This is a genomic window from Sphingomonas sp. J344 (genome assembly GCF_024700005.1).
Taxonomy (GTDB): Bacteria; Pseudomonadota; Alphaproteobacteria; order Sphingomonadales; family Sphingomonadaceae; genus Sphingomonas.
This window is the reverse complement of the sequence record NZ_JAJONB010000001.1, coordinates 3,086,661-3,107,822: the sequence shown is the minus strand read 5'-3', so window position 1 is coordinate 3,107,822 and position 21,162 is coordinate 3,086,661. Positions and strand designations below refer to the sequence as shown.

Genomic DNA, 21,162 nt, shown 5'->3' with positions numbered 1-21,162 from the left:
CAAGATACGCTGCACGCAAACCCCTGTACGCCATAGGAAATTCGCCCCACCCCTTGTCGGGAATGCGGCAATTCGGTCGTGCTGCCAAGCGCTTTTGTCGCATTGAGGCCCGCCGGGCGGTGCCAGTGCCCCGCTGGTCGCGTGCCGCTCGTGCCCGGACCGCCGGACTGCAAGCAGGATCAGCGATATCGTCGCACGAGAGGCATATGACCCGTATTCCGATCATTCTGCTCGTTTCCGCTTCATTGCTGGCGTCCGGCTGCGGAGCGCGGGACTTTGGCGACCTGCCCGAGGATCCCAAGGAACGCGCCCTGCTGTGCACCCGCGCAGGGGTAATGCTCATCGGCGCGACGCCGTCGAACGACAAAGAGCGCTTCGATCGGGTGTCGGCGAAAGGTCGCGAACTGGCGAATGCGAACGGCTTCTACTCGCTCTTTCCGGGGAGCAACGAGGATCCAGGCAAGGCGCTGGGAACCGAAGCGGCGATCCAGTCGGCGGTAGGATCGCACTGGGCGACGACGATCAACACCTGCTTCAAGGCCTATGGCATCGAGGAGGAACCCGTCCCTGAGCTGCCACGCGGATCCTATGAACGCACGGTCGTTTGCGCGGCGGCGATCGCTTACGACAATCTCGGCGGCCGGGAGATGGATGCCGAGTCTCGCATCATCTATGATCCGCAGGCCGGATATCTGCTGCACAAAGCGGCGATCCTTGCAGGTGGCGCCGACAAGCTGACCACCGCCAATGACGACGCTACCACGCGGCTCGGGCAGGTGATGACCGCCGGAACGGCGCGGGCATGGGCGGCGGAGTGCCGCAAGAACGATCCGAAGATCGACAAGGCGACGGGCGCGTTGCCTACCGACGACGCGGCTGCGCTCACGATCTGCGACGATGTCTTGAGCTTCGCGGAAGAAGGCGGGCTGGCGAAGGGCGCGAAGGGGAGCGCGCCCGCGACGCGCTACGCCGCGGCCTATCGCACCGTGCACGCGCGGTTCTCGGCGAGACCCGCACCTGCTTCCGAGGCGATAGAGGCCGCGATCAAGGCGGTCGCGGAGTCCGGACGGCTCGACCAGATCGGCGACCAGTGCATCGCACGGTTCGGCAATTGAGTTGGGGGTAGGAAATGGACGTCTTTACCGCAGTTTCGTTGGGCCTGATCCTGTTCGGCGTTCCATTCGCCTGGTTCGGTATCCACCGCTATCGCAAGCAGGGACGGCGTTTCGCCAGCGCAAAAGCGCACTGGAAGCGGACGGACGCGGAAGTGATCGATGCGAATCTGATCGATCGCGAAAGCACCGACAGCGACGGCGATTCGACGACTTGGTATGAGCCAAAACTTCGTTATCGCTACGCGGTAGCCGGGCAGGTGTTCGAGGGGGATCGAACCGCCCTTTGCACGGCGCTGCGATTCTCGCTGTTTCCGCCGGCCCAGCAGTGGCTGCTGGCGCATCCGCCGGGCAAGGTGATCGACCTCTGGTACGACCCCGCCCAGCCTCAAGACAGTGCGCCGCTTCTCGACAAGCCAAGCCTTTTCGTTGCGGCGGCAATGGTGATCGTCGGCGTTGGCTTTGCGGGATTGGGTGCAGCGCTGCTTGCAGGCCTCGCCTGACCGCGTCGTGAAGTCGTTGCGACAGGTCCAAGCGATCCTGTCCTGTCGACGCCAAGTGTGGGAGCAGTTTATGCGAAAGAGCTTCACAATGATTTCCGTCGCGACACTGATCGCGCTTGGGCTGGCGGCAGGCGCGAGCGCCGCCTGGACGGGTAGCATTCGCGCCCTTCAGGTGGATCCATGGGACAACGCTCGCTACCTCATCGGCGTGAAATCGAGCGCTGAAGCTCTCAGGATCATCGACAGCGGTCAGTTCGACATCAATCTGGAGAATGAGGAGGGCTACACGCTCCTTCATTTTGCGGCAGAGGCGGGCGATCTGGAGTTGGTCAAGGCCATGCTTGCCCGCGGTGCCGACCCGAACGCCAGGAACAATTCGGTGGGGTACACACCCTATCAGATGGCCTATTCAACGGCGGTCAAGGCCGAGCTCCGCAAGGCGATGAGCGCCGCGCAGGTCCCGACCCGCGAAGCCGGCGGCGCAGCATCGCCCAAGGGCGCGGCGAAGGCCGCCCCCGCCAAGTCGAATGGCATGTGCGAGATGGCGCGCAACGATCCTGCGAGCAGCAGCCGATCGCCGGCGTTGCGGCCATTCCTCGCCGCGAAGGATGCGGTCTGGTACAACAAGCCTGACGAATTGACCGGTCTGCTCGAAGATTGCGTACGGGTGGACGAGCAAGACGAATATGGCTGGACTCTCCTCCATCAGGCAGCGCAGCGTGACCGCGTCGAGCTGGCCAAGATCCTGCTGAAGAAAGGCGCCAACAAGGCCCTTCGCAACAAGGATGGCCAGACCCCAGGGCAACTCGCCACCTCGCCTGAGATGAAGGCGCTGCTCGGCGGATCCGTCGCGACGACGAAACCAGCAACATCGCGCGATATTGAATGCCAGCAAAAATATCGGGCCGATGTAGCACTTTGCTCCGATTCCACCTGCCGGATGCGTTCGATGCGCAAATGGCAGCAATGTCTCAAGACCGGCAATTACTGGTAACGGTCGGCGATCCCCGGCTCAGCGACCAGTGGAGACCGGTCCAGTCTATCAGCCGGGGACGTCTCGCGCCCCCCGACAATCGACGATGACGCCCGGAAGCCCCAGCACCTCGATGCAGCTTGTGTTCCACGAGCAAGGCCCGGTGCCTCTCGCGGGCGCAAGCACAGCACTTCATCCGCTCATCCGCGTGCTCACGTGCGATCGGACCGACGCGCAGCTCGGTCCGATCCAATTCGGTCGCCCGATGCCCTGTTGTAACGCCGAAATCCCTGTTCCCGCCACGATAGTGTCATGCGGCCATGGCGCGATCGAGTTCTGCGCGTCGGTTGATGTTGAACAGCCCCAGCGCGGCGTCATTCACACGGCGCGCACCGGTCGCCTCCATCCACGAACGCAGCGAGCGATGCCTGTCGGCGAGATGGGCATCGAGTTGCCCAGCCAGTGCGGCGGGCCACAGGCCGATCAGATACTGCACCTCGAACACGGCTGGCCCTGCCCCGCCTAGCCGTGTGACCAGATCGGTCGGCAGGGGAAACACGTCAATTGGCACCGTCACCACCGCGTCGAAGCCGCGCGCCTGCGCATCCGCCAGCGCGGCGGCAATCCCGCCCAGCGGCCCCAGACCCGGTTCGGGCCGATCGGAAATGCAGCGCAGTCCCCCCCACGGTGCGACCGCACAGCACCAGATCGTCGACCTCCTGAACGAGCGCCGCGCGGGCGTGGTCGAGCAGGCTGCGCCCCGCGATTTGCGCCATCGCCTTGTCGCTGCCGAACCGGCGTGATGTGCCGCCCGCGATGATCGCGCCGAGCAGCCGCATGCTAGAGCGCCAGCACGGGGACCGGGTCCCCCGCAACTGCAGCCGGCGCATGAGGCGGGCGGCGCAGTAGATAACGAGCCTGTGCGAGCATTCCCTGTCCCGAAGCCGCCTGACGATCGAGCAGCCGGACGCCGCCATCCACCCGGGCCGCGCACAAAAGCCCTCGCGATCCCTCTGTGATGGGATCGGCGCGACCAGCGGGCGCTGTTCCCAGTCGAGCGCCGCGTCGGGCGGCCGTCCGCCCAGTCCGGCGAGCAGCGGTGCGAGGAACAGGCGCGCGACGGTGAGCGCGGCGGTCGGATTGCCCGGGATGCCCAGCACCGCAAGGCTGCCGAGCCGGCCGAACCACACCGGCTTGCCCGGCTTGATCGCGATATCGGCGAAGGCGATCTCCAGCCCCAGCGCGGCCAGCGCCGCGCGGCAATGGTCGCGGTCGCCGCGTGAGGCTCCGCCCGCGATGACCAGCACATCGACATCGACCAGCGCAGCGCGCGCGGCAGCGCGGATTGCTGCCGGATCGTCGGCGACGCGCGCGCTCGCGACCATCTCCGCCCCCCAGCCGCGCGCAAAGGCGGCGAGCGCGATCGACAGGCTGTCGGGGATGGCATGGCGCGTTGCCACAGCATTTCCCGGCGCGACGATCTCGTCCCCGGCCGCCAGCAGCCGCACGCGCGGACGCCGCCAGGCGCTGACCGCGCCGACATCCGCCGCAGCGACCGCCACCAAAGCGCCCGGCTCGAGCAGGGTGCCGCGCGGCACGACCGGCGTCCCGACCGCGAAATCCTCTCCCACCCGGCGCACATGCGCCCGCTCTCCCGCCCGGGGGCGAAAGCCGCACCAGCGCCCCGCTCGCTGCGCTGCGCTCGACCATCACCACGCGATCCGCCCCATCGGGCAGCGGCGCGCCGGTCATCACCCGCATCGCCTCACCCGGCGCGAGCCGCCCGTCCGCCGCTGCACCTGCGTAGCGCGTGCCAGCGACGCGCAGCGGCGTGTCGTCGGCCAGATCGGCGCTCCGCACCGCATAGCCGTCCATCGCCGCACAATCCCAGCGCGGCGCGGAAATCCGTGTGACCACCGGATCGGCGAGCACCCGCCCGGCCGCATCCGCAAGCGCGACGGTCTCGCTCCCCAACGGCAACGCGTGCGCCGCAAGGATCGCCTGTGCCGCGTCGAAATCGAGCGTCGCGGCGCAGGCAGTGATCTCAGCCATCCGCGCCATACACCGCTTCCTCGATGACCCGCGCGACGCCCGCACCGCCCACCGCTTCGCCAATCAGGATCAGCGTCGGTGCGTCCTCCGCAAAGGCACGGGTGGCGATGTCGAGCAGATCGAGCCGGGTCGCCAGCCGCTTTTCATCCGTCAGGCTGACATTGCACGCGATCAGCACCGGGGTCGTGCGGTCGAGCCCTGCGCCTATCAACCGCCGCGCAATCTCCCCCCGCCGCGCCGCGCCCCATATAGAAAGCGAGCGTTGCGCCCGGACTGGCGAGCGAGGCCCAATCCAGATCGAGCGCGGTGCCGTTGCGGCTGTGCGCGGTCACGAATCGCACCTCGCGCGCCATCCCGCGCAGCGACAGCGACACACCGGCAGATGCCGCCGCCGCGCTCGCCGCAGTGACGCCGGGGCAAACTTGCACGATGCACCCTGCATCGCGCAGCGCGGCCATTTCCTCCGCTGATCGCCCGAACATCGACGGATCGCCGCCTTTGAGGCGCACCACCCGCCGCCCCGCACGCGCGGCGGCGACCAGCAGCGCGTCGATGCTCCCCTGATCCTTCGAATGCAGCCCGGCGCGCTTGCCGACGCTGACCCGTTCGACCCCGGCGGGGATCAGGTCGAGCACGCCCGGCCCGACCAGCGCGTCATAATAGACGATGTCCGCCGCCGCGATCAGCCGCACGGCCTTGCGCGTCAGCAGATCGGGATCGCCCGGCCCTGCACCCACCAGCCATACGCTGCCCGCTGGAAAATCGTCATGCTGCATCGGACGTTACCTCCGAAAGGATGCGGGCGAGCGCCGGGCGGCACGATCCGCAATTGGTTCCGGCCTGCAACGCGCCGCCGATCGCGGCGACATCGGCCAGCCCCCCGGTCGCGGATCGCCGCGACGATGGTGTTGAGCCCGACATCGAAACAGGCGCAGATCACCGCGCCGCGATCGGGCTGCGCCCCCGGCGCGCGCCCGGCGAGCAGGGTCGGCGCGGCACGTTCCTCGGCCAGCTGTGCGATCAGCCAGTCGCGCGACGGCAGCTCGCCGGTGCGGGTGACGAACAGCACCGCCGCGAGCTTGCCCGTGTCGAGCACGGCAATCCGCCGCGTGCCGCGCGCGGCATCGAACGCCTCGACGCGCTCGCCGCGCGGCAGCAGCGCCTCGATCCGTGCTGTGTCGCCATTGCCCGCCAACTCCCACAAGCTGCCCTGCGGGACCGCCACCCGCGTCGCCCACAGGCAGCGCGGCGGCGCGGCCAACTCGCCGGAAAGGATCAGGAAGCCACGCCATTCGGTCGCCACCGGCTCAATCTTCGCCGGCGTCGATTTGAACCCCGGCTGGCCCGAATGCGGATCGGTGAGCGGACGCGGGAGCAGCCCGGTCCGCCCACCGGTGGAGGTCCGGTCGGTCCAGTGGATCGGCGTGAACAGCTCGCCGCGCCGCTGCGCATCGGTCAGCGAAACGCGGAAGATACTGTCCCCTTGCGGCGTCGCGACCCGCGCCAGGCCGCCATCGGTCAGCCCCAACTCGGCGGCATCCTCATGATGTACCTCGACCAGCGGCTCCTCGCGGTGGCGCGCCAATTTCGGCGACAGGCCAGTACGGGTCATCGTGTGCCATTGGTCGCGATAGCGCCCGGTGTTGAGCGTCATCGGCCAGTCGCGCAGCGGCGCGGGGATCGCCCTCTGCGTCACGCTGACCAGCCGTGCGCGCCCGTCCGGCGTCGAGAAACGGCCATCGGCGAACGGCACGCCGCCCCAACGGAACGGTGTCATCGCGTCGTAGGCGGCGTTGCCCCCCGGCCCCGCCATCGGGCAGCGCGAACAGGCGCTTGCCGTCATTGCCATAGGTCGAGAGGCGGCAATGCTCGCGCCAGATCTCGGCGGGGCGGTCATAGGCAAAGGCGGTCTTCCACCCCATCCGCCGCGCGACCTCTTTCACGATCCACCAGTCGGGCTTGGCCTCACCGGGCAGCGGAAACAGCGCGCGCTGGCGGCTGATCGTGCGGTCGCTGTTGGTGACGGTTCCGTCCTTCTCGCCCCATGCGGCGGCGGGCAGGCGGACATGGGCGTAGTCGACGCTGTCGGTGCGCTCCATCACGTCGCTGACCACGACAAAGGGACAGGCGGCCATCGCCTCGCGCACGCGGCCTGCATCGGGCATCGATACGGCGGGATTGGTCGCCATGATCCACAGCGCCTTGATCCGCCTTTCCTCGATCGCGCGGAACAGGTCCACCGCCTTCAGTCCCGGCTTCTCCGCCATCGCCGGCGAGGCCCAGAAGCGCTGGACGAGGTCGCGGTTCTCCGGCGCGAAGTCCATGTGCGCGGCGAGGGTGGAGGCGAGCCCCCCTACCTCACGCCCGCCCATCGCATTGGGCTGGCCAGTGATCGAGAACGGCGCGGCACCCGGCTTGCCGATCCGTCCTGTCGTCAGATGGACGTTGAGGATCGCGTTGACCTGATCGGTGCCGTTCAGCGACTGGTTCACCCCCTGGCTGAACATCGTCACCGTGCGCGGCGTCGCGGCGAACAGCTCGAAGAAGCGCCTGAGGTCTGATGGCGGCACGTCACAGACGCGCGCCACCGACCACAGGTCACTCCCCTCTCCTACCTCGTCCCAGAAATTCTCCGGCGTCGCGACATGCGCAGCGAGATATGCCGCGTCGATCGCGCCCGCCTCGCGGCACCAGTGCAGCAGCCCGTTCATCAGCGCGACGTCGCTGCCCGGCCGGATCGCGAGGTGCAGGTCGGCACCCTCGGCAGTCTCGGTCCGGCGCGGGTCGATCACCACCAACTTCGCCCCAGCCTCGCGCCGTGCGGCGATGCGCTGATAGACGATCGGGTGACACCATGCGGTGTTGCTGCCCACCAGCACGATCAGATCGGCGGCGTCGAGATCGTCATAGCTGGCGGGCACGACATCCTCGCCGAACGCGCGGTTGTGCCCCGCCACCGCGCTCGACATGCACAGCCGCGAATTGGTGTCGATGTTCGCCGTGCCGATGAACCCCTTCATCAGCTTGTTGGCGACGTAATAGTCCTCGGTCAGCAACTGGCCAGAGACGTAGAAGGCGACGCTGCCCGGCCCATGCCGCGCGATCGTGTCGCGGAAGCGTTTGGCGACGAGGTTCAGCGCCTTTTCCCAGCTTGCGCGCTTAAGGCCGATCATCGGGTGGAGCAGCCGCCCCTCCAGCCCGACCGTCTCGCCCAGATGCGTGCCCTTCGAACACAGCCGCCCGCGATTGGCGGGATGGTCGGGATCGCCCTCGATCTGCACCGCCCGCTCGCCCGTGACGGTCGCGCGGATCCCGCAGCCGACCCCGCAATAGGCGCAGGTGGTGCGGACCGCTTCGGGCATCAGGCGGCCGCCTTCAGCGTGCTCGCGCGGCAGATCAGTACCCGCCCGGCACTGATCTTGACCGGCACAGTAGGGGTGCAACCCTTGTCCTCACCCAGCGCTTCGCCTGTGGTCAGCGAGATGCGCCAGTTATGCAGCGGGCACGCCACCGCGCCGCCATGAACGATGCCCTGGCTGAGCCGCCCATGTTTATGGGGACAGCGGTCGAGCAGCGCGAACACCATATTCTCGCCGGTGCGGAAGATCGCGATATCGCCGCCGCCCTCGACCTGCACCGTACGGCTGCCGCGCACCGGGATTTCGTTCAGCCAGCCGATATCGAGCCACTCTGCGGTGGTCATGCCATCTCTCCAACCGGGGTGAAGCGCGCCATCGGCGCGTGATGCTCGCGCTCGGCACCCTGCGCGCGCTGCGCCCAGGGGTCGTCCTGCGAAAAGCTCTGCGAGTGGAAGAAGCGCGCGGCGAGGTCCGCGCGAACCTGTTCGTCGTCGAGCAGCCGGGACCGGACATACTCGACCCCGACCCGCTCGATCCACGGCGCGGTGCGCTCGAGATAGCGCGCTTCCTCGCGGTAGAGCTGGATGAAGGCGGCGCAATGCTCGATCGCCTCGGCCTCGGTTGCGACCTTGCACAGCAGGTCGGTGGCGCGGACATGGATGCCGCCGTTGCCGCCGACGTGAAGCTCGTAGCCGCTGTCGACACACACCACGCCGAAATCCTTGATCGTCGCTTCGGCGCAGTTGCGCGGGCAGCCGCTGACCGCGATCTTGAACTTGTGCGGCATCCACGACCCCCAGGTTGCCCGCTCGATCTTGACGCCAAGGCCAGTCGAATCCTGCGTGCCGAAGCGGCACCATTCGGAGCCGACGCACGTCTTCACCGTGCGCAGCGACTTGCCATAGGCATGGCCGCTGACCATGCCCGCGGCGTTGAGGTCGGCCCAGACTGCGGGCAGGTCCTCTTTCCTGATCCCGAAGATATCGAGCCGCTGGCCACCGGTCACCTTGACCATCGGGGCGTTGTACTTTTCGACCACGTCCGCAATCGCGCGCAGCTCGGTCGGATTGGTCAGGCCACCCCACATGCGCGGGACGACCGAATAGGTGCCGTCCTTCTGGATATTGGCGTGCATCCGCTCGTTGACGAAGCGGCTCTGCTGATCGTCGACATAGACGCCCGGTAGCGCGCAGAGCAGATAATAGTTGAGCGCTGGGCGGCACGATGAGCAGCCATCCGGCGTGCTCCAGTGCAGCTTCTGCATCACCTCCGGGATCGAGCGCATGTCCTGTGCGACGATCTCGCGGCGGACATCGTCATGGCCAAAGCTTGTGCAATTGCACATCGTCTTCGCACCGACCTGAACCTCATCGCCAAGCGTCAACGCAAGGATGCTCTCGACCAGTCCGGTGCACGAACCGCAGCTCGCCGACGCCTTGCAGGTGGCGCGCACCGCATCGAGGCTGTGCGACCCCTTGGCGATGCATGACACAACCTGTCCCATGGTCACGCCGTTGCAGCCGCAGATTTCCGCATCGTCGGAAAGCGCCGCAACGGCCGCCTTAGGGTCCGCCGCGCCCCCTCCCTGGGCGAAGGCCTGACCGAAGATCAGCAGGTCGCGGACGTCCGCGACGCTCTCCTGCTTCTTCAACAGGTCGAAATACCAATTGCCGTCGGCGGTATCGCCATACAGCACCGCGCCGACGATGCGGTCGTCCTTGACCACCACGCGCTTGTAGATGCCGCGCGCCGCGTCGCGCATCACGATATCCTCGCACCCGTCCCCGCCCGAGAAATCCCCCGCCGAGAACACGTCGATCCCCGACACCTTGAGCTTGGTCGAGGTGACCGACCCGCGATAGCCGTTAGGGCTGCCCGTCATGTGATCGGCCAGGCTGCGGCACATGTCCCACAGCGGCGCGACCAGGCCATAGACATTGCCGTCATGCTCGACGCACTCGCCGACCGCGAGGACATCGGGGTCGGAGGTCACCATGTGATCGTCGACCTTGATCCCGCGTCCGACCTCCAGCCCCGCCGCGCGGGCTAGGCCGGTGGAGGGGCGGATGCCGACCGCCATCACCACCAGATCGGCGGCGATCCGCGTCCCGTCCTTCAGGACCACGCCCTCGACCTTGCCGTCGCCAACAATCTCGGCAGTATCCGCGCCAGTCAGGATCACCTGGCCGCGCGCCTCCAGCGCCTGTTTGAGCAGCCACCCCGCCGCCTCGTCGAGCTGGCGCTCCATCAGCGTCGGCATCAGGTGCAGCACCGTCACCTTCATGCCGCGCAGACTCAGGCCATGCGCCGCCTCCAGCCCCAACAGCCCGCCGCCGATCACCACCGCGCTCCCGCCTTTCTCGGCGGCGGCGAGCATCGCGCCGACATCGTCCATGTCGCGAAACGCGATCACGCCGGGTAGCTGGTGCCCCGGCACCGGGATGATGAAGGGGTCACTCCCGGTCGCGATCAACAGCTTGTCATAGCCGGTCGTGACGCCCCGACGCGACGTCACCGTTTTCTCTGCGCGGTCGATCGCGATCACCGGGTCACCGGCGATCAGGTCGATGCCATGCTCGGCATACCAGTCGGCACCGTTGATCACGATGTCGTCGAACGCTTTCTCCCCTGCCAGAACCGGGGAGAGCATGATGCGGTTGTAGTTCACCCGCGGCTCTGCGCCGAAGATGGTGACGCGATAGCGGGTCGGGTCGCGCGCCAGGATTTCCTCGACCGCGCGGCATCCGGCCATGCCGTTGCCGATCACGACGAGATGCTCGCGCATATCGCCCTCCGCACGCTCGATACGTTGCAATTCCATCAGATCGTCCAGTCCAGTTGCAGCCAGAATTTGCGCGTGTCGGTGGCAAAGCCGTCGGCGCGGTAATCGGCGTAGCGCACCGACGCGGTGGTCTTGCCGAGCTTGGCCGAGGCAAGCAGGTTGAGTTCGTCCCCATAGGACCGGTTGAGCCGGTCGCTTTCGTAGCGGTGCCACACCGCCTGTAGCGTCACCGCCCTGGCCGGGCCGACCGCCTTCCAGCTCCAGCCCGCATTCACATACAGGTCGCGCAAACCATCGGCCGGGGTGGTCAGGAACTTGTCCGCCCAGCCCTGGAACTTGAAATTGGTGCCGAGCGGGAACTGGAAGCTGGTCAGCGCGACGCCATTATCGGCACCGAGCACCTCATAGCCCGCCCCCAGCTTCGGCCCGTTGAGGTCCACCGACACATCGGCGAGCCAGTAACCAGCCTCGTAGCTGTTGGGATTGCGGCCCATGTCCGACTGGCGTGCATGGCTGAACTGATAGGCGAGCTTCGCCTTGCCCAGTTTCCGAGTCCCCGCCAGCCGCGCGCCGAGCGTCCGGCTCGACAGGCGAAAGCCCTGAACCGCCGCCTCATCCTGATCGACCCAGTATCCAAAGCCGGTGACCGTCCCGACGGGGCTCGTCCAGGACAGGTTGGCGAAAACATTGTCGCCGCCCACCGCGCGCTGCCGCGCCCCGGTCCCGTCGATGCCCCAGATCGTCCGCACGCTCCACGCATAGGCAAGGTCGGCCTTGAGGCCCTTCACCGGGGTCACCTCGGCGCGCACCGCGTCGAAGCTCTGGCCATTCTGGCGAAACCCGACCGCGCCGACGAACCGCTCGTCATCGAGCGTAATCCGCTGGCGCCCGGCGGTCAGCGTGACCACCGGCAGCTTGAGCGCGAGCTGCGCCCGGTGGATCGCCACATTCTCCGGATCGGCGATCAGGGGTCGCGCCGCCGATCCGGAGAGCCCGTCGAAGCGATCATCGACGATGGCGAGATTGCCCTGCGCCTCGATGATTGCGGTCAGCGGGCCATGGCCTGCCTGAACCCCCGCGCGGACCCGCAGCGTTACCGCTTCGGCATCCAGGGTCAGGCCGTCCTGTTCGACCTGTTCATAGCGCAGCCGCGCGTCGATCAGGGGCTTGAGGGTCAGGGTCTGGGCGGTGGCGGGCGTTGCCGCCACCAGCCCGATGAGGGGAAGGAGCCGCTGCATCGGATCAGATCCGCACGCCGGCAGCGGTACCCCAGGTGGCGCGCCACTTGGCCTTGACCAGCATCAGCCCACCCAGTGCGACGATCGCCAGCCCCGCAAAGATCAGGAAGCCGGGCGAGAAGCTCCCGGTCCACTGCTTGGCGAGGCCCAGCGAGGAAGCGAGGTAGAAGCCGCCGACGCCGCCCGCCATGCCGACCAGCCCGGTCATCACGCCGATCTCTGCCGAGAAACGCTGCGGCACCAGCTGGAAAACCGACCCGTTGCCGGTGCCGAGCGCGAGCATCCCGATCACGAACAGCATCAGCGCGGTGACGAAATTGTCCGCGATCGCCACCCCGGCAAGCGCAAAGGCGGCGAGGATGAACACGCCCGTAAGCGCCTTCACCCCGCCGATCGCATCGGCCAGCGCGCCGCCCATCGGCCGCACCAGCGAGCCCGCGAACACGCACGCCGCCGTGGCATAGCCCGCCTGGATCGTGGTCAGCCCGAACTGGTCGGTGAAGTAGATCGGCAGGCTGGCGGCAAGCCCGACGAACCCGCCGAACGTCACCGAGTAGAAGCCCATCAGCCACCAGCTGTCGGCGGTCTTGAGCGGTTGGAAATAATCCTTGAGCGACTTCGCGGCAGGGCGACCCGGCGCGTCCTTCGCCATGAAGACATAGGCGATCAGCACCAGCGTCAGCGGGATGCAGGCAAGGCCCAGCACGTCGTTCCAGCCAAAGATCTTGGCGAGGCCCGGCGCGAACAAGGCGGCGAGCACGGTGCCCGAATTGCCCATGCCGGCAAGGCCCATCGCCTTGCCCTGATGCTCGGGCGGATACCAGCGGCTGGCGAGCGGCAACGCGATTGCGAAGCTCGCTCCCGCAAAGCCGAGGATGACGCCGAGTGCGAGCGTGCCGGCAAAGCTGGTTACGCCCATCGCCCAGGCGGTGAAGAGGCCGACGATGACGATGATCTGGCTGATCGTCCCCGAATTTTTCGGCCCGATGCGGTCGACCAGCAGCCCGTTGACCACGCGCAACAGCGCCCCGGCCAGCGTCGGCACCGCGACCATCAGCCCCTTCTCAGCCGGGGTCAGCGCCAGCGTCTTGGAAATTTCGGGCGCGAGCGGCCCAAGGATTACCCAGACCATGAAGGCGAGGTCGAAATAGAGAAACGCCGCAATCAGTGTCGGCGTATGCCCGCTCGACCAGAAATTGGATTTCGTCGCGGACGGCTGTGCGTCCAGATATGCGGTTGCCATCGTCTCAGTCCCCGAATGCGACCGGCACGAAAAAGCCGCCAGAACGGCGGCCATAAGGGCGCGTCCTGGCGGCTTCGTTGCCTGTTGAGGTTGAAGGAGCTTGTGCCCCGGCCTGTTGCGATCCGCTCCCCCCCGTTGGCAGCGACACGCATCAATCTTTCCAGCGTCGTCGCCGGACAGACAGAAAGCTGCCTGATTTGCTTGGCTCACGCAAGCCTAATCTTCGCAGGTGCAATATTTTTAGGTGCAGCGCGTCACGGCAGGCTGGCGAGATATCCTGCGATGTCCTCGGGATCGAACGACCTTCCGTCGAAAAATCGGTCGGCACCCAGGGTCAGCCGCCCCTGCACCGAGCCAACGCCGATCGGCGAATCGAGCCCGCCTTCCAGCTTCGAACTCGCTCCAGGCAGCGGCGCACCCGATCCAGCCAGCGCCTCACGGTACAGGTCCGGGCGGAACACATCGGTCGCGGTTACCGCGTCGGCATCCGAATACGCCACCCCGTCCCACCGCGTCATCTGCGCGTAGAGCCACGCCGCCTGGCTGCGCCACGGAAAGTTCGCCGCCTCGCGATACTGGAACATGAAATCGGGATAATGGACCGGCTCGCCCCCGGGGTCAGCCGCAACCGATCGGTGATCGCGCGCAGCACCGCGTCGGGCGACGCATCGAGGTAGTCGCTGCGCGCGAGGATCGCGGCATTCGCCTCGGCATTGGCCGGATCGACGAAATGCGCCGCTGCGGCATGCAGCGCACGGATCAGCCGCTGCACCGCATCGTGCCGCTCCTCCGCCACCGCGCTGCGCATCGCCAGCACCTTCTCTACCCCGCGCCGCCAGATCTGCGCCGTCGCAAGCGCGATCCGCCCTACCCCGCGATCGACCGCGATCGAATTCCACGGCTCGCCGACGCAGATGCCGTCGACCTCTCCCGCCGCCAGCGCATCGGCGGCAAAGGGCGGGCTGGTCACGACGATATCGACATCGACATCGGGGCGAATGCCCACCCCGGCCAGCCAATAGCGGAGCATATAGTTATGGCTCGAATAGCGGTGGACGACGCCAAAGCGCAGCCGGCGCTTACCCGCCACCTGCTTGAGCGCGCGCCCGATCGTGACCGGATCGCCCAGCGACTCGCCCAGCCCGACCGCATCCGCCAGCGCAGTCGAGAAAGTCACCGCATTGCCGTTGAGCCCCAGCACGAACGGCACCGCCATCGGCACCGCCGGCCGCCCGCGCCCCAGCGCAGTGGCAATGGCGAGCGGCGCGACCATGTGCGCGGCATCGGTATGGCCATAGAGCAGCCGGTCACGTACCGTCGCCCAGGTCATGTCGCGGACCAGTTCCAGCCGCAGCCCCTGTTCCTCGGCAAAGCCCAGTTCGTGCGCCAGGATCGGGAGCGCCGCATCGACCAACGGCAAAAAGCCGATCCGCATCGTCTCGTCGCTCACGGCAAATCCCCCCATCAGCGCCTCGGCAGTGACGATCGCCTCCGCGATCTCCACGATCCGGCGGCTCGTCCGCATCGCCTGTCCGCGCAGCAGCGCATAGGCGGCGGGCTCGTCGATCCCGCGCTTCTTCATCAAGATTGCCTTGGCACGGTCGATCGTCGCGCGTTCGGCGAGCGCGTTCTTCGCCGCGTCGAGTTCGCGCTGGAGCCGCGAAAACGCCTGAAACCTCCGCACCGCCAGGTCGATTACCGGCTTGATCCGCTGTTTCGACAGCCCGTCGACGACATAGGCGCTGACCCCCGCATCGATCGCCGCGCCGGTCGCCTCGGCATCGCTCTGATCGACGAACATCGCGATCGGCCGGTCGAGCGCGCGCGACATCGCGAAACAGTCCTCTAGCTGGTCGCGGCTGGGGTTTTCGAGATTGATCAGAACGACTTCGGGCCGCGCCGCCTCGATCTGCGCCGCAAGCGGCCCGGCAGGATCGATGAGGACGAGATCGACAAGTCCCGCCTCCCGCAACCCGTCGGAAATGATCGCGGCGCGCGTTGAACTCGTGTCGATGATCGCGATCCGCATGGTTCAGTTCTATGCAATCGCGTGCCGCTGCGCCAGATGCTGCGGCGCACAATTCCTTTAGCCCGCTGAACCAAAGCATGGGCGAAACGTTCGACCGGAAACAGGAGAGCCAAAATGCCCGTCGAACCGCCGATCCCCGCCCAGCCCTCAATCCCCCCGCCCGAGGCACCCCCGATGCCACAACCGGGCCAGCCCGGCCCGGTCACGCCGGAGATCCAGCCCCCGCCCCCGACATCGACATCCCCGCCCCCCAGCCAGGCGGCGACCCGCCGACGACACCGGTTCAGCCGGTGGCGTGAGCGCGCCTGACCGGCAGATCAGTTTCCTGCGGTCAGGTCTACAATCTTGTCGCGGTCGTAACGGATGACGCCAGCGGTGGCCGGAAACCGGTCTATGGTCATACCGAAGTAATTGGGCAGCTTGCCCACGGGCTTCAGCTTGGCGGGGCGCACTGGCAGCGCCGCTAGTCGAGAGTCGGCAGCCTCCCCCGCCACCGGCAAGCGATATTCGACCCCTAGCGGCATCGGCATCGCATTGTCGGAGCTGTCGCGCTTCGGCAATTCGCGCGCAACGAAGCGGCCGAGATCGGTGATCTCACCCGCCTTCACCTCGAATTTGACACTACCCATGCAAAAGCAGCTGCCAAAGGCACCGCCGCCAGGCACCACACTCATCATCCCATAGATGCGGTACGTGCCGGGCGTGAGCTGATGAACGTAGGTCGAGACCTTGTCCCCGCCCGATCCTTTCGAAAAGCGGAACAGCGGGCCGATCGACACCCCGGTCATCAGCCCAAACGGGACAAACTCGAAATTCCCATCAGTCGGCTCCACCGGCTTTTCCGGTTTGGGCGGGCGTGCCGACCCTTTGGGGTATTTCTCCCAAGAAGCCATGTCGCGCTCGTAGTTGCGTGCCTTGCGGACATATTTCTCCTTTGCCTCGGTCAAGGAATCGGCGCGCAGCTGGTCGTACTTTGGCCTGGTCCTCTGCGTCCGGAACCCGCATCAGATGGAGCGGAACGGCAATGTCCGAGCGCAGCATGACATAGGCTTTGGTCGTGTCGAGCGTCACGACGGGTTTGTCGGCGACCGCACTCGCCTCGACGAACACCACCTTCTCTTTCTTCGCAGCGAGCGCAGAGGGAGCAGCCAGCACCGCGGCAAGCGCAGCGGACATGAACAGCGCCTTCACAGCCCCAATTCCTTGCTCTCGGGCTTTGCTGTCGCGGCGACCAGCGCCTGTTGCTTGAGATAAGCGAAACGCCTCGTCTCGGGCATGTCCGAAAGCCCTTCTTCGAAATGGAACTCCTGCCACAGGTCCTTCGACAGGCCATGGCGCTGATAGCCCTTGAAATTCATGCACTGGCGCATGTTCACGCGGCGCAGGCGGCGCTTTTCCGCCGAACCGAAGATCGCCATCGCCATCGCGCTGCCGATCGCCCCGCCCACGGCTCCGGCCATCGTTCCGGCATAGGGGTAAGGGACTTGAGTGTAGCTGATCCCGCTCGCCAGACCGCGCGCATAGCCATCGCACTCGACGATATCGGCATAAGCCGTCTCAAAATCCGTGTCGGCGCGAACAAAGTAATAATATTTGTCGTAGTTCGAAGGATCGGTGGGCGACGGCGTAAAGTCCAGCTTCGGCATCGTCACCTTCGCCGCGTCGCCCGCTTCCTCCGGCGCCTTCCCGAATGGCGATCCGCTATCGTCGAGATAGACCGTTCCCGCCGTTTCCTGCGCCACCACGCCCCCCGGCAAGGTCAGCGCAACCGCCGTCAGCGCGGCGCATGCGCGCCGAGCCCAACCTGCTTCCATCATTCAAACACCCCTATTTTCAGCGGTTTGCCGACACGAATCGCGCGCAGACCGCCCCCGCTGCGCAGCCTATCGCGCGCGATGCGGCAGACAAGCCGCTTTGATGGAGCCGCGCGGCGTTTCCGATCGTTGGGGTGGGCAAGGAGAATGAAGATGACCGACCGCGACCCGCATCCTGACAGCCCGCCCGAAGCCGATCACGACCGCCGCAGTGATCTTGAGCGCGCAGTCGATGATACCAACCGCGATATCGAGAATGTGCAGGACGACACACCCCCGGACGGTGTGGACGGAGCCGTCGGCGGCACTGGCGGCGTCATCAAGAACCAGGACGACACCGCTCAATAGGAGACGTCCGATGCCCGACGAAAACCGCACCCAGCCGAACAAGCAGGGCGGCGTCACGCCCGATGATCATCCTCAAGGATCAGACGGGAAACCGGGGGTACCCCCACCCCCCGGACTGATCCTTAGCCCGCCAGCGCCTTTTTCAGCAGGTCATTGACCACGCCCGGATTGGCCTTGCCGCCCATCGCCTTCATCGTCTGGCCGACGAAGAAGCCGAACAGCGCCTCCTTGCCGCCGCGATACTGCTCTAGCTGGCCGGGGTTCTTGGCCAGCACTTCAGCGATAACCGCCTCGATCGCGCCAGTGTCGCTGGTCTGCTTGAGGCCGCGTTCCTCGACGATCTTGCCCGGGCTGTCGCCGGTTTCGAGCATGATCTCGAACACCTGCTTGGCAAGGCTGCCCGAGATGGTGCCGTCAGCGACCAGGCCGAGCAGCTCGGCGGCCTGTGCCGCCGAAACCGGCGATTCCTCGATGCTCTTGCCCAGCTTGTTGAGCGCGCCGAACAGCTCCGACGTCACCCAGTTCGACGCCGCCGCGCCCTTTGCGCCGGCATCGAGCAGCGCGTCGAAGTAACGCGCGGTTTCGACCTCTGCGGTCAGCACGCCGGCATTATAGGGCGTCACCCCCGCCGCGATGTAGCGCGCGCGCTTGGCGTCGGGCAGTTCGGGCAGCGAGGCGCGACATTCCTCCAGAAACGCATCGTCCAGCTCCAGCGGGAGCAGGTCGGGATCGGGGAAGTAGCGATAGTCATGCGCGTCTTCCTTCGACCGCATCGACCGGGTCTCGCCGCGATCGGGGTCGAACAGGCGGGTTTCCTGCACGATCTTGCCGCCGCTCTCCAGCACTTCGATCTGGCGCTTCGCCTCGATCTCCACCGTCTGCATGACGAAGCGGACCGAATTGACGTTCTTGGTCTCGGTCCGCGTGCCGAATTCGGCGCCGGGCTTGCGCACAGAGACGTTGACGTCGGCGCGCATCGAGCCCTGGTCCATATTGCCGTCGCACGAGCCGACATAGCGCAGGATCGAACGCAACTTGGCGAGATACGCCCCAGCCTCGGCGGGCGAGCGCATGTCGGGCTTCGACACGATTTCCATCAGCGCGACGCCGCTGCGGTTGAGGTCGACATAGGACAGGCGCGGATGCTGGTCGTGCATCAGCTTGCCGGCGTCCTGCTCGACGTGGATGCGCTCGACGCCGATGACCTTGGTCTCGCCGTCGACGTCGATCTCGATCGCGCCCTCGCCCACCAACGGGTGGTAGAGCTGGCTGATCTGATAGCCCTGTGGCAGATCGGCGTAGAAGTAGTTCTTGCGGTCGAAGCGCGACCATTTGTTGATCTGCGCGTCGATCGCCATGCCGGTGCGCACCGCCTGACGGATGCACTCGACATTGGGCACCGGCAGCATGCCCGGCATTGCTGCATCGACCAGGCTGACCTGCGTATTCGGCTCCGCCCCGAACGCGGTCGCGGCGCCCGAAAACAACTTGGCGTTGGACGTGACCTGCGCGTGGACCTCAAGGCCGATCACGACCTCCCACTCACCGGTTTCGCCTTTGATGCGGTATGCTGCTTCAGTCATTTCTTCAGCTCTTCGGTTTCTCGACGCAGCGCATCGTGCTGACGTTGCCAATCTCGCTCGGACAATGCTGGCTTCGATCCTCTGCGCGGCTCGGCGAGAAATTCAAATAGATAGCTGAGCCCTTTTACAAGCCCGTCAAACGCACTCACCACCACTGATCCGGCCGCGCGGTGAACCCGGCGCGCTGCTCGAGCGCGAGGCTCGCGTTCAGCACGCCCTGCTCGTCCAGCGGCTTGCCGATGATCTGCAGCCCCAGCGGCAGCCCGTCCTTGTCCAGCCCGCCCGGCACCGACATCGCCGGGATGCCCGCCAGCGAGGACGGCACGGTAAAGACGTCGTTCAAATACATCGCCAGCGGATCGGCCGACTTCTCGCCCAGCGCGAACGCCGCGCTCGGCGCGGTCGGAGTCAGCAGCAGGTCGCACTGCAACCACGCCCGCTCGAAATCGCGCGCGATCAGCGTGCGGACCTTCTGCGCCTGGGTGTAATAAGCGTCGTAGAAGCCCGCCGAAAGCACATAGGTGCCGATCAGGATGCGGCGCTGCACCTCCGGGCCGAAGCCCGCAGCGCGGGTCGCGGCATACATGTCCTGCAACCCCGCCCCATCGGGCAGGTCGCGCAAGCCATAACGCACGCCGTCATAGCGGGCGAGGTTGGACGACGCCTCGGCCGGGGCGATGATGTAATAGGCCGGCAGCGCGTATTTGGTATGCGGCAGCGAGACCTCGACGATCTCCGCCCCCGCATCCTTCAGCCAGTCGATGCCCTGCTGCCACAGCGCCTCGATCTCCTCGGGCATGCCGTCGACGCGATATTCCTTGGGAATGCCGACCTTCTTGCCGCGCAGATCGGGGTTCAGCCCCTGCTCCCACTTCGGCACGTCGAGCTTGAGCGATGTCGCGTCCTTCGCGTCGAAGCCCGCCATCGCCTCCAGCATGATCGCGCAGTCGCGCACGTCGCGCGCCATCGGTCCGGCCTGATCGAGCGAGGAGGCGAACGCCACCACGCCCCAGCGCGAGCAGCGGCCATAGGTCGGCTTGATGCCCGAAATGCCGGTGAAGGCCGCAGGCTGGCGGATCGAGCCGCCGGTATCGGTGCCGGTCGCCGCGGGCACGAGCCGCGCACTGATCGCCGCCGAGCTGCCGCCCGACGAACCGCCGGGCGCGAGCGGGGCATTGCCGCCATCCTTGCGCCGCCACGGGCTGATCACATTGCCAAAATAGCTGGTCTCGTTCGACGATCCCATCGCGAACTGGTCGAGGTTCAGCTTGCCCAGCATGCCCGCGCCCGCGTCCCACAATTTCTGCGAGACGGTCGATTCATAGACCGGCTTGAACCCTCCAGCATATGGCTGGCGGCGGTGGTCTGCACGCCCTTGGTGCAGAACAGGTCCTTCATGCCGATCGGCACGCCGGCCAGCGGCTTGAGCGTCTCGCCAGCGGCACGCGCGGCGTCGGCCTCACGCGCTGCGGCCAGCGCGTGCTCGGGGGTTTCGACGATGAAGGCGTTGAGCGCCTTGGCCGCGCTCACCTTGACAATGAATGCGTCGGCGACTTCGCGCGCGGAAAATTCGCCCGTGCGGATGCCGTCGCGCAGCGCGGCGACGCCGAAATTGGTGAGGTCGGTCATTATTCGATCACCTTGGGCACGGTGAAAAAGCCATGCTCGGCGAGCGGCGCATTGGCCAGCACCGCGTCGCGCATGTCGCCGTCGTTGACGACGTCATCGCGCAGGCGCAGCGTGTTGGGGATCACGGCGGTCATCGGCTCGACGGACGAGGTATCGACCTCGCCCAGCTGCTCGATCCAGCCGAGGATGTTGTTGAGCTCAGGCGCGAGCCGCTCGGCGTCGGCATCGCTGATCGCGATGCGCGCAAGGCTCGCGACCTTCTTCACGGTGGCGGTATCTACGGACATGCGGAGCGCCTAGCAGCGACGCCCCCGTTTCAGCAAGCGGGGTTATTCGAAGGGATCGCCCACCGGCACACCGCCGACGAAGACCTGACGGCGTTGGACCGGACGGACTTCGATCTGGCCCGACTCCAGCCCGGCAGCGATGCGCGCATTCGCCGCGGCATCAGTTGAAGCATTTCCAGTTTCGACCGGATCGGTCCATTTACCTTTACG

The 21,162-nt window shown here is 66.6% G+C and carries 16 protein-coding genes and 6 pseudogenes; 4 read left to right on the top strand and 18 right to left on the bottom strand.

Going from position 1 to position 21,162, the window contains the following annotated elements; all coding sequences use genetic code 11:
* The first annotated feature begins 206 nt into the window (after window positions 1-206).
* The 3 genes from LRS12_RS15910 (at window position 207) to LRS12_RS15900 (ending at window position 2,609) form a co-directional block, all read left to right on the top strand.
* Window positions 207-1,115: a hypothetical protein gene (locus tag LRS12_RS15910; RefSeq protein ID WP_257845375.1), complete on the top strand. Its 909-nt coding sequence runs from the start codon at window positions 207-209 to the stop codon at window positions 1,113-1,115.
* Between the two features lie 14 nt (window positions 1,116-1,129).
* Window positions 1,130-1,615, top strand: coding sequence for a DUF3592 domain-containing protein (locus LRS12_RS15905; protein WP_257845374.1), 486 nt, complete (start codon window positions 1,130-1,132; stop codon window positions 1,613-1,615).
* Between the two features lie 88 nt (window positions 1,616-1,703).
* Window positions 1,704-2,609 (top strand): ankyrin repeat domain-containing protein, encoded by a 906-nt coding sequence (locus tag LRS12_RS15900; protein WP_257845373.1) that lies wholly within the window; start codon window positions 1,704-1,706, stop codon window positions 2,607-2,609.
* A 289-nt stretch (window positions 2,610-2,898) separates the two neighbouring features.
* Here the strand turns inward: LRS12_RS15900 and LRS12_RS15895 are convergent, their stop codons facing one another.
* From LRS12_RS15895 to LRS12_RS15835, 14 genes and pseudogenes are all read right to left on the bottom strand, one after another.
* Entirely contained in the window at window positions 2,899-3,165 is a 267-nt protein-coding gene (locus LRS12_RS15895; RefSeq protein WP_257845372.1) for a molybdenum cofactor guanylyltransferase, read from the bottom strand.
* Window positions 3,149-4,228: a molybdopterin-binding protein gene (locus LRS12_RS15890; RefSeq protein WP_257845371.1), complete on the bottom strand. Its 1,080-nt coding sequence runs from the start codon at window positions 4,226-4,228 to the stop codon at window positions 3,149-3,151. The genes LRS12_RS15895 and LRS12_RS15890 overlap by 17 nt, the downstream gene beginning before the upstream one ends.
* Before the next feature lie 64 nt (window positions 4,229-4,292).
* Window positions 4,293-4,640: pseudogene (locus LRS12_RS20430) on the bottom strand (molybdopterin molybdenumtransferase MoeA); the annotation flags it as partial.
* A pseudogene (gene cobA, locus LRS12_RS15885) lies at window positions 4,633-5,416 on the bottom strand (uroporphyrinogen-III C-methyltransferase). The pseudogenes LRS12_RS20430 and cobA, both read right to left, overlap by 8 nt.
* A pseudogene (locus LRS12_RS15880) lies at window positions 5,406-8,002 on the bottom strand (molybdopterin-dependent oxidoreductase). The pseudogenes cobA and LRS12_RS15880 overlap by 11 nt, the downstream one beginning before the upstream one ends.
* Window positions 8,002-8,343: a nitrite reductase small subunit NirD gene (gene nirD / locus LRS12_RS15875; RefSeq protein ID WP_257845370.1), complete on the bottom strand. Its 342-nt coding sequence runs from the start codon at window positions 8,341-8,343 to the stop codon at window positions 8,002-8,004. Before nirD ends, LRS12_RS15880 begins: the two are co-directional and overlap by 1 nt.
* Window positions 8,340-10,820, bottom strand: coding sequence for a nitrite reductase large subunit NirB (gene nirB, locus LRS12_RS15870; protein ID WP_257845369.1), 2,481 nt, complete (start codon window positions 10,818-10,820; stop codon window positions 8,340-8,342). Before nirB ends, nirD begins: the two co-directional genes overlap by 4 nt.
* Window positions 10,820-12,019: an alginate export family protein gene (locus tag LRS12_RS15865; protein WP_257845368.1), complete on the bottom strand. Its 1,200-nt coding sequence runs from the start codon at window positions 12,017-12,019 to the stop codon at window positions 10,820-10,822. The genes nirB and LRS12_RS15865 overlap by 1 nt, the downstream gene beginning before the upstream one ends.
* Window positions 12,020-12,023: 4 nt before the next feature.
* On the bottom strand, window positions 12,024-13,262 hold the full coding sequence (locus tag LRS12_RS15860; RefSeq protein ID WP_257845367.1) for a NarK/NasA family nitrate transporter: 1,239 nt from the start codon (window positions 13,260-13,262) through the stop codon (window positions 12,024-12,026).
* Between the two features lie 254 nt (window positions 13,263-13,516).
* Window positions 13,517-14,727, bottom strand: a pseudogene (locus LRS12_RS15855) (CmpA/NrtA family ABC transporter substrate-binding protein).
* Window positions 14,719-15,291, bottom strand: a pseudogene (locus LRS12_RS15850) (ANTAR domain-containing response regulator); the annotation flags it as partial. The pseudogenes LRS12_RS15855 and LRS12_RS15850, both read right to left, overlap by 9 nt.
* Before the next feature lie 317 nt (window positions 15,292-15,608).
* Window positions 15,609-16,070 carry a hypothetical protein gene (locus tag LRS12_RS15845; protein WP_257845366.1) on the bottom strand — a complete coding sequence of 154 codons (462 nt, stop codon included), beginning with the start codon at window positions 16,068-16,070 and terminating at the stop codon, window positions 15,609-15,611.
* 40 nt (window positions 16,071-16,110) lie between these two features.
* Window positions 16,111-16,482: a hypothetical protein gene (locus tag LRS12_RS15840; RefSeq protein WP_257845365.1), complete on the bottom strand. Its 372-nt coding sequence runs from the start codon at window positions 16,480-16,482 to the stop codon at window positions 16,111-16,113.
* Window positions 16,479-17,105 carry a hypothetical protein gene (locus tag LRS12_RS15835; protein WP_257845364.1) on the bottom strand — a complete coding sequence of 209 codons (627 nt, stop codon included), beginning with the start codon at window positions 17,103-17,105 and terminating at the stop codon, window positions 16,479-16,481. Before LRS12_RS15835 ends, LRS12_RS15840 begins: the two co-directional genes overlap by 4 nt.
* A gap of 153 nt (window positions 17,106-17,258) precedes the next feature.
* Here LRS12_RS15835 and LRS12_RS15830 point away from each other — a divergent pair, with 153 nt between their 5' ends.
* Entirely contained in the window at window positions 17,259-17,453 is a 195-nt protein-coding gene (locus LRS12_RS15830; RefSeq protein WP_257845363.1) for a hypothetical protein, read from the top strand.
* A 122-nt stretch (window positions 17,454-17,575) separates the two neighbouring features.
* On the opposite strand, the gene gatB is transcribed toward LRS12_RS15830, so the two are convergent.
* From gatB to gatC, 4 genes and pseudogenes are all read right to left on the bottom strand, one after another.
* Window positions 17,576-19,036, bottom strand: a complete 1,461-nt coding sequence (gene gatB / locus LRS12_RS15825) for an Asp-tRNA(Asn)/Glu-tRNA(Gln) amidotransferase subunit GatB (RefSeq protein ID WP_257845362.1) — start codon at window positions 19,034-19,036, stop codon at window positions 17,576-17,578.
* Window positions 19,033-19,185 carry a hypothetical protein gene (locus LRS12_RS15820; protein ID WP_257845360.1) on the bottom strand — a complete coding sequence of 51 codons (153 nt, stop codon included), beginning with the start codon at window positions 19,183-19,185 and terminating at the stop codon, window positions 19,033-19,035. Before LRS12_RS15820 ends, gatB begins: the two co-directional genes overlap by 4 nt.
* Window positions 19,182-20,665, bottom strand: a pseudogene (gene gatA, locus LRS12_RS15815) (Asp-tRNA(Asn)/Glu-tRNA(Gln) amidotransferase subunit GatA). Before gatA ends, LRS12_RS15820 begins: the two are co-directional and overlap by 4 nt.
* Entirely contained in the window at window positions 20,665-20,952 is a 288-nt protein-coding gene (gene gatC / locus LRS12_RS15810) for an Asp-tRNA(Asn)/Glu-tRNA(Gln) amidotransferase subunit GatC (RefSeq protein WP_145845652.1), read from the bottom strand. Before gatC ends, gatA begins: the two are co-directional and overlap by 1 nt.
* Window positions 20,953-21,162 lie beyond the last annotated feature (210 nt).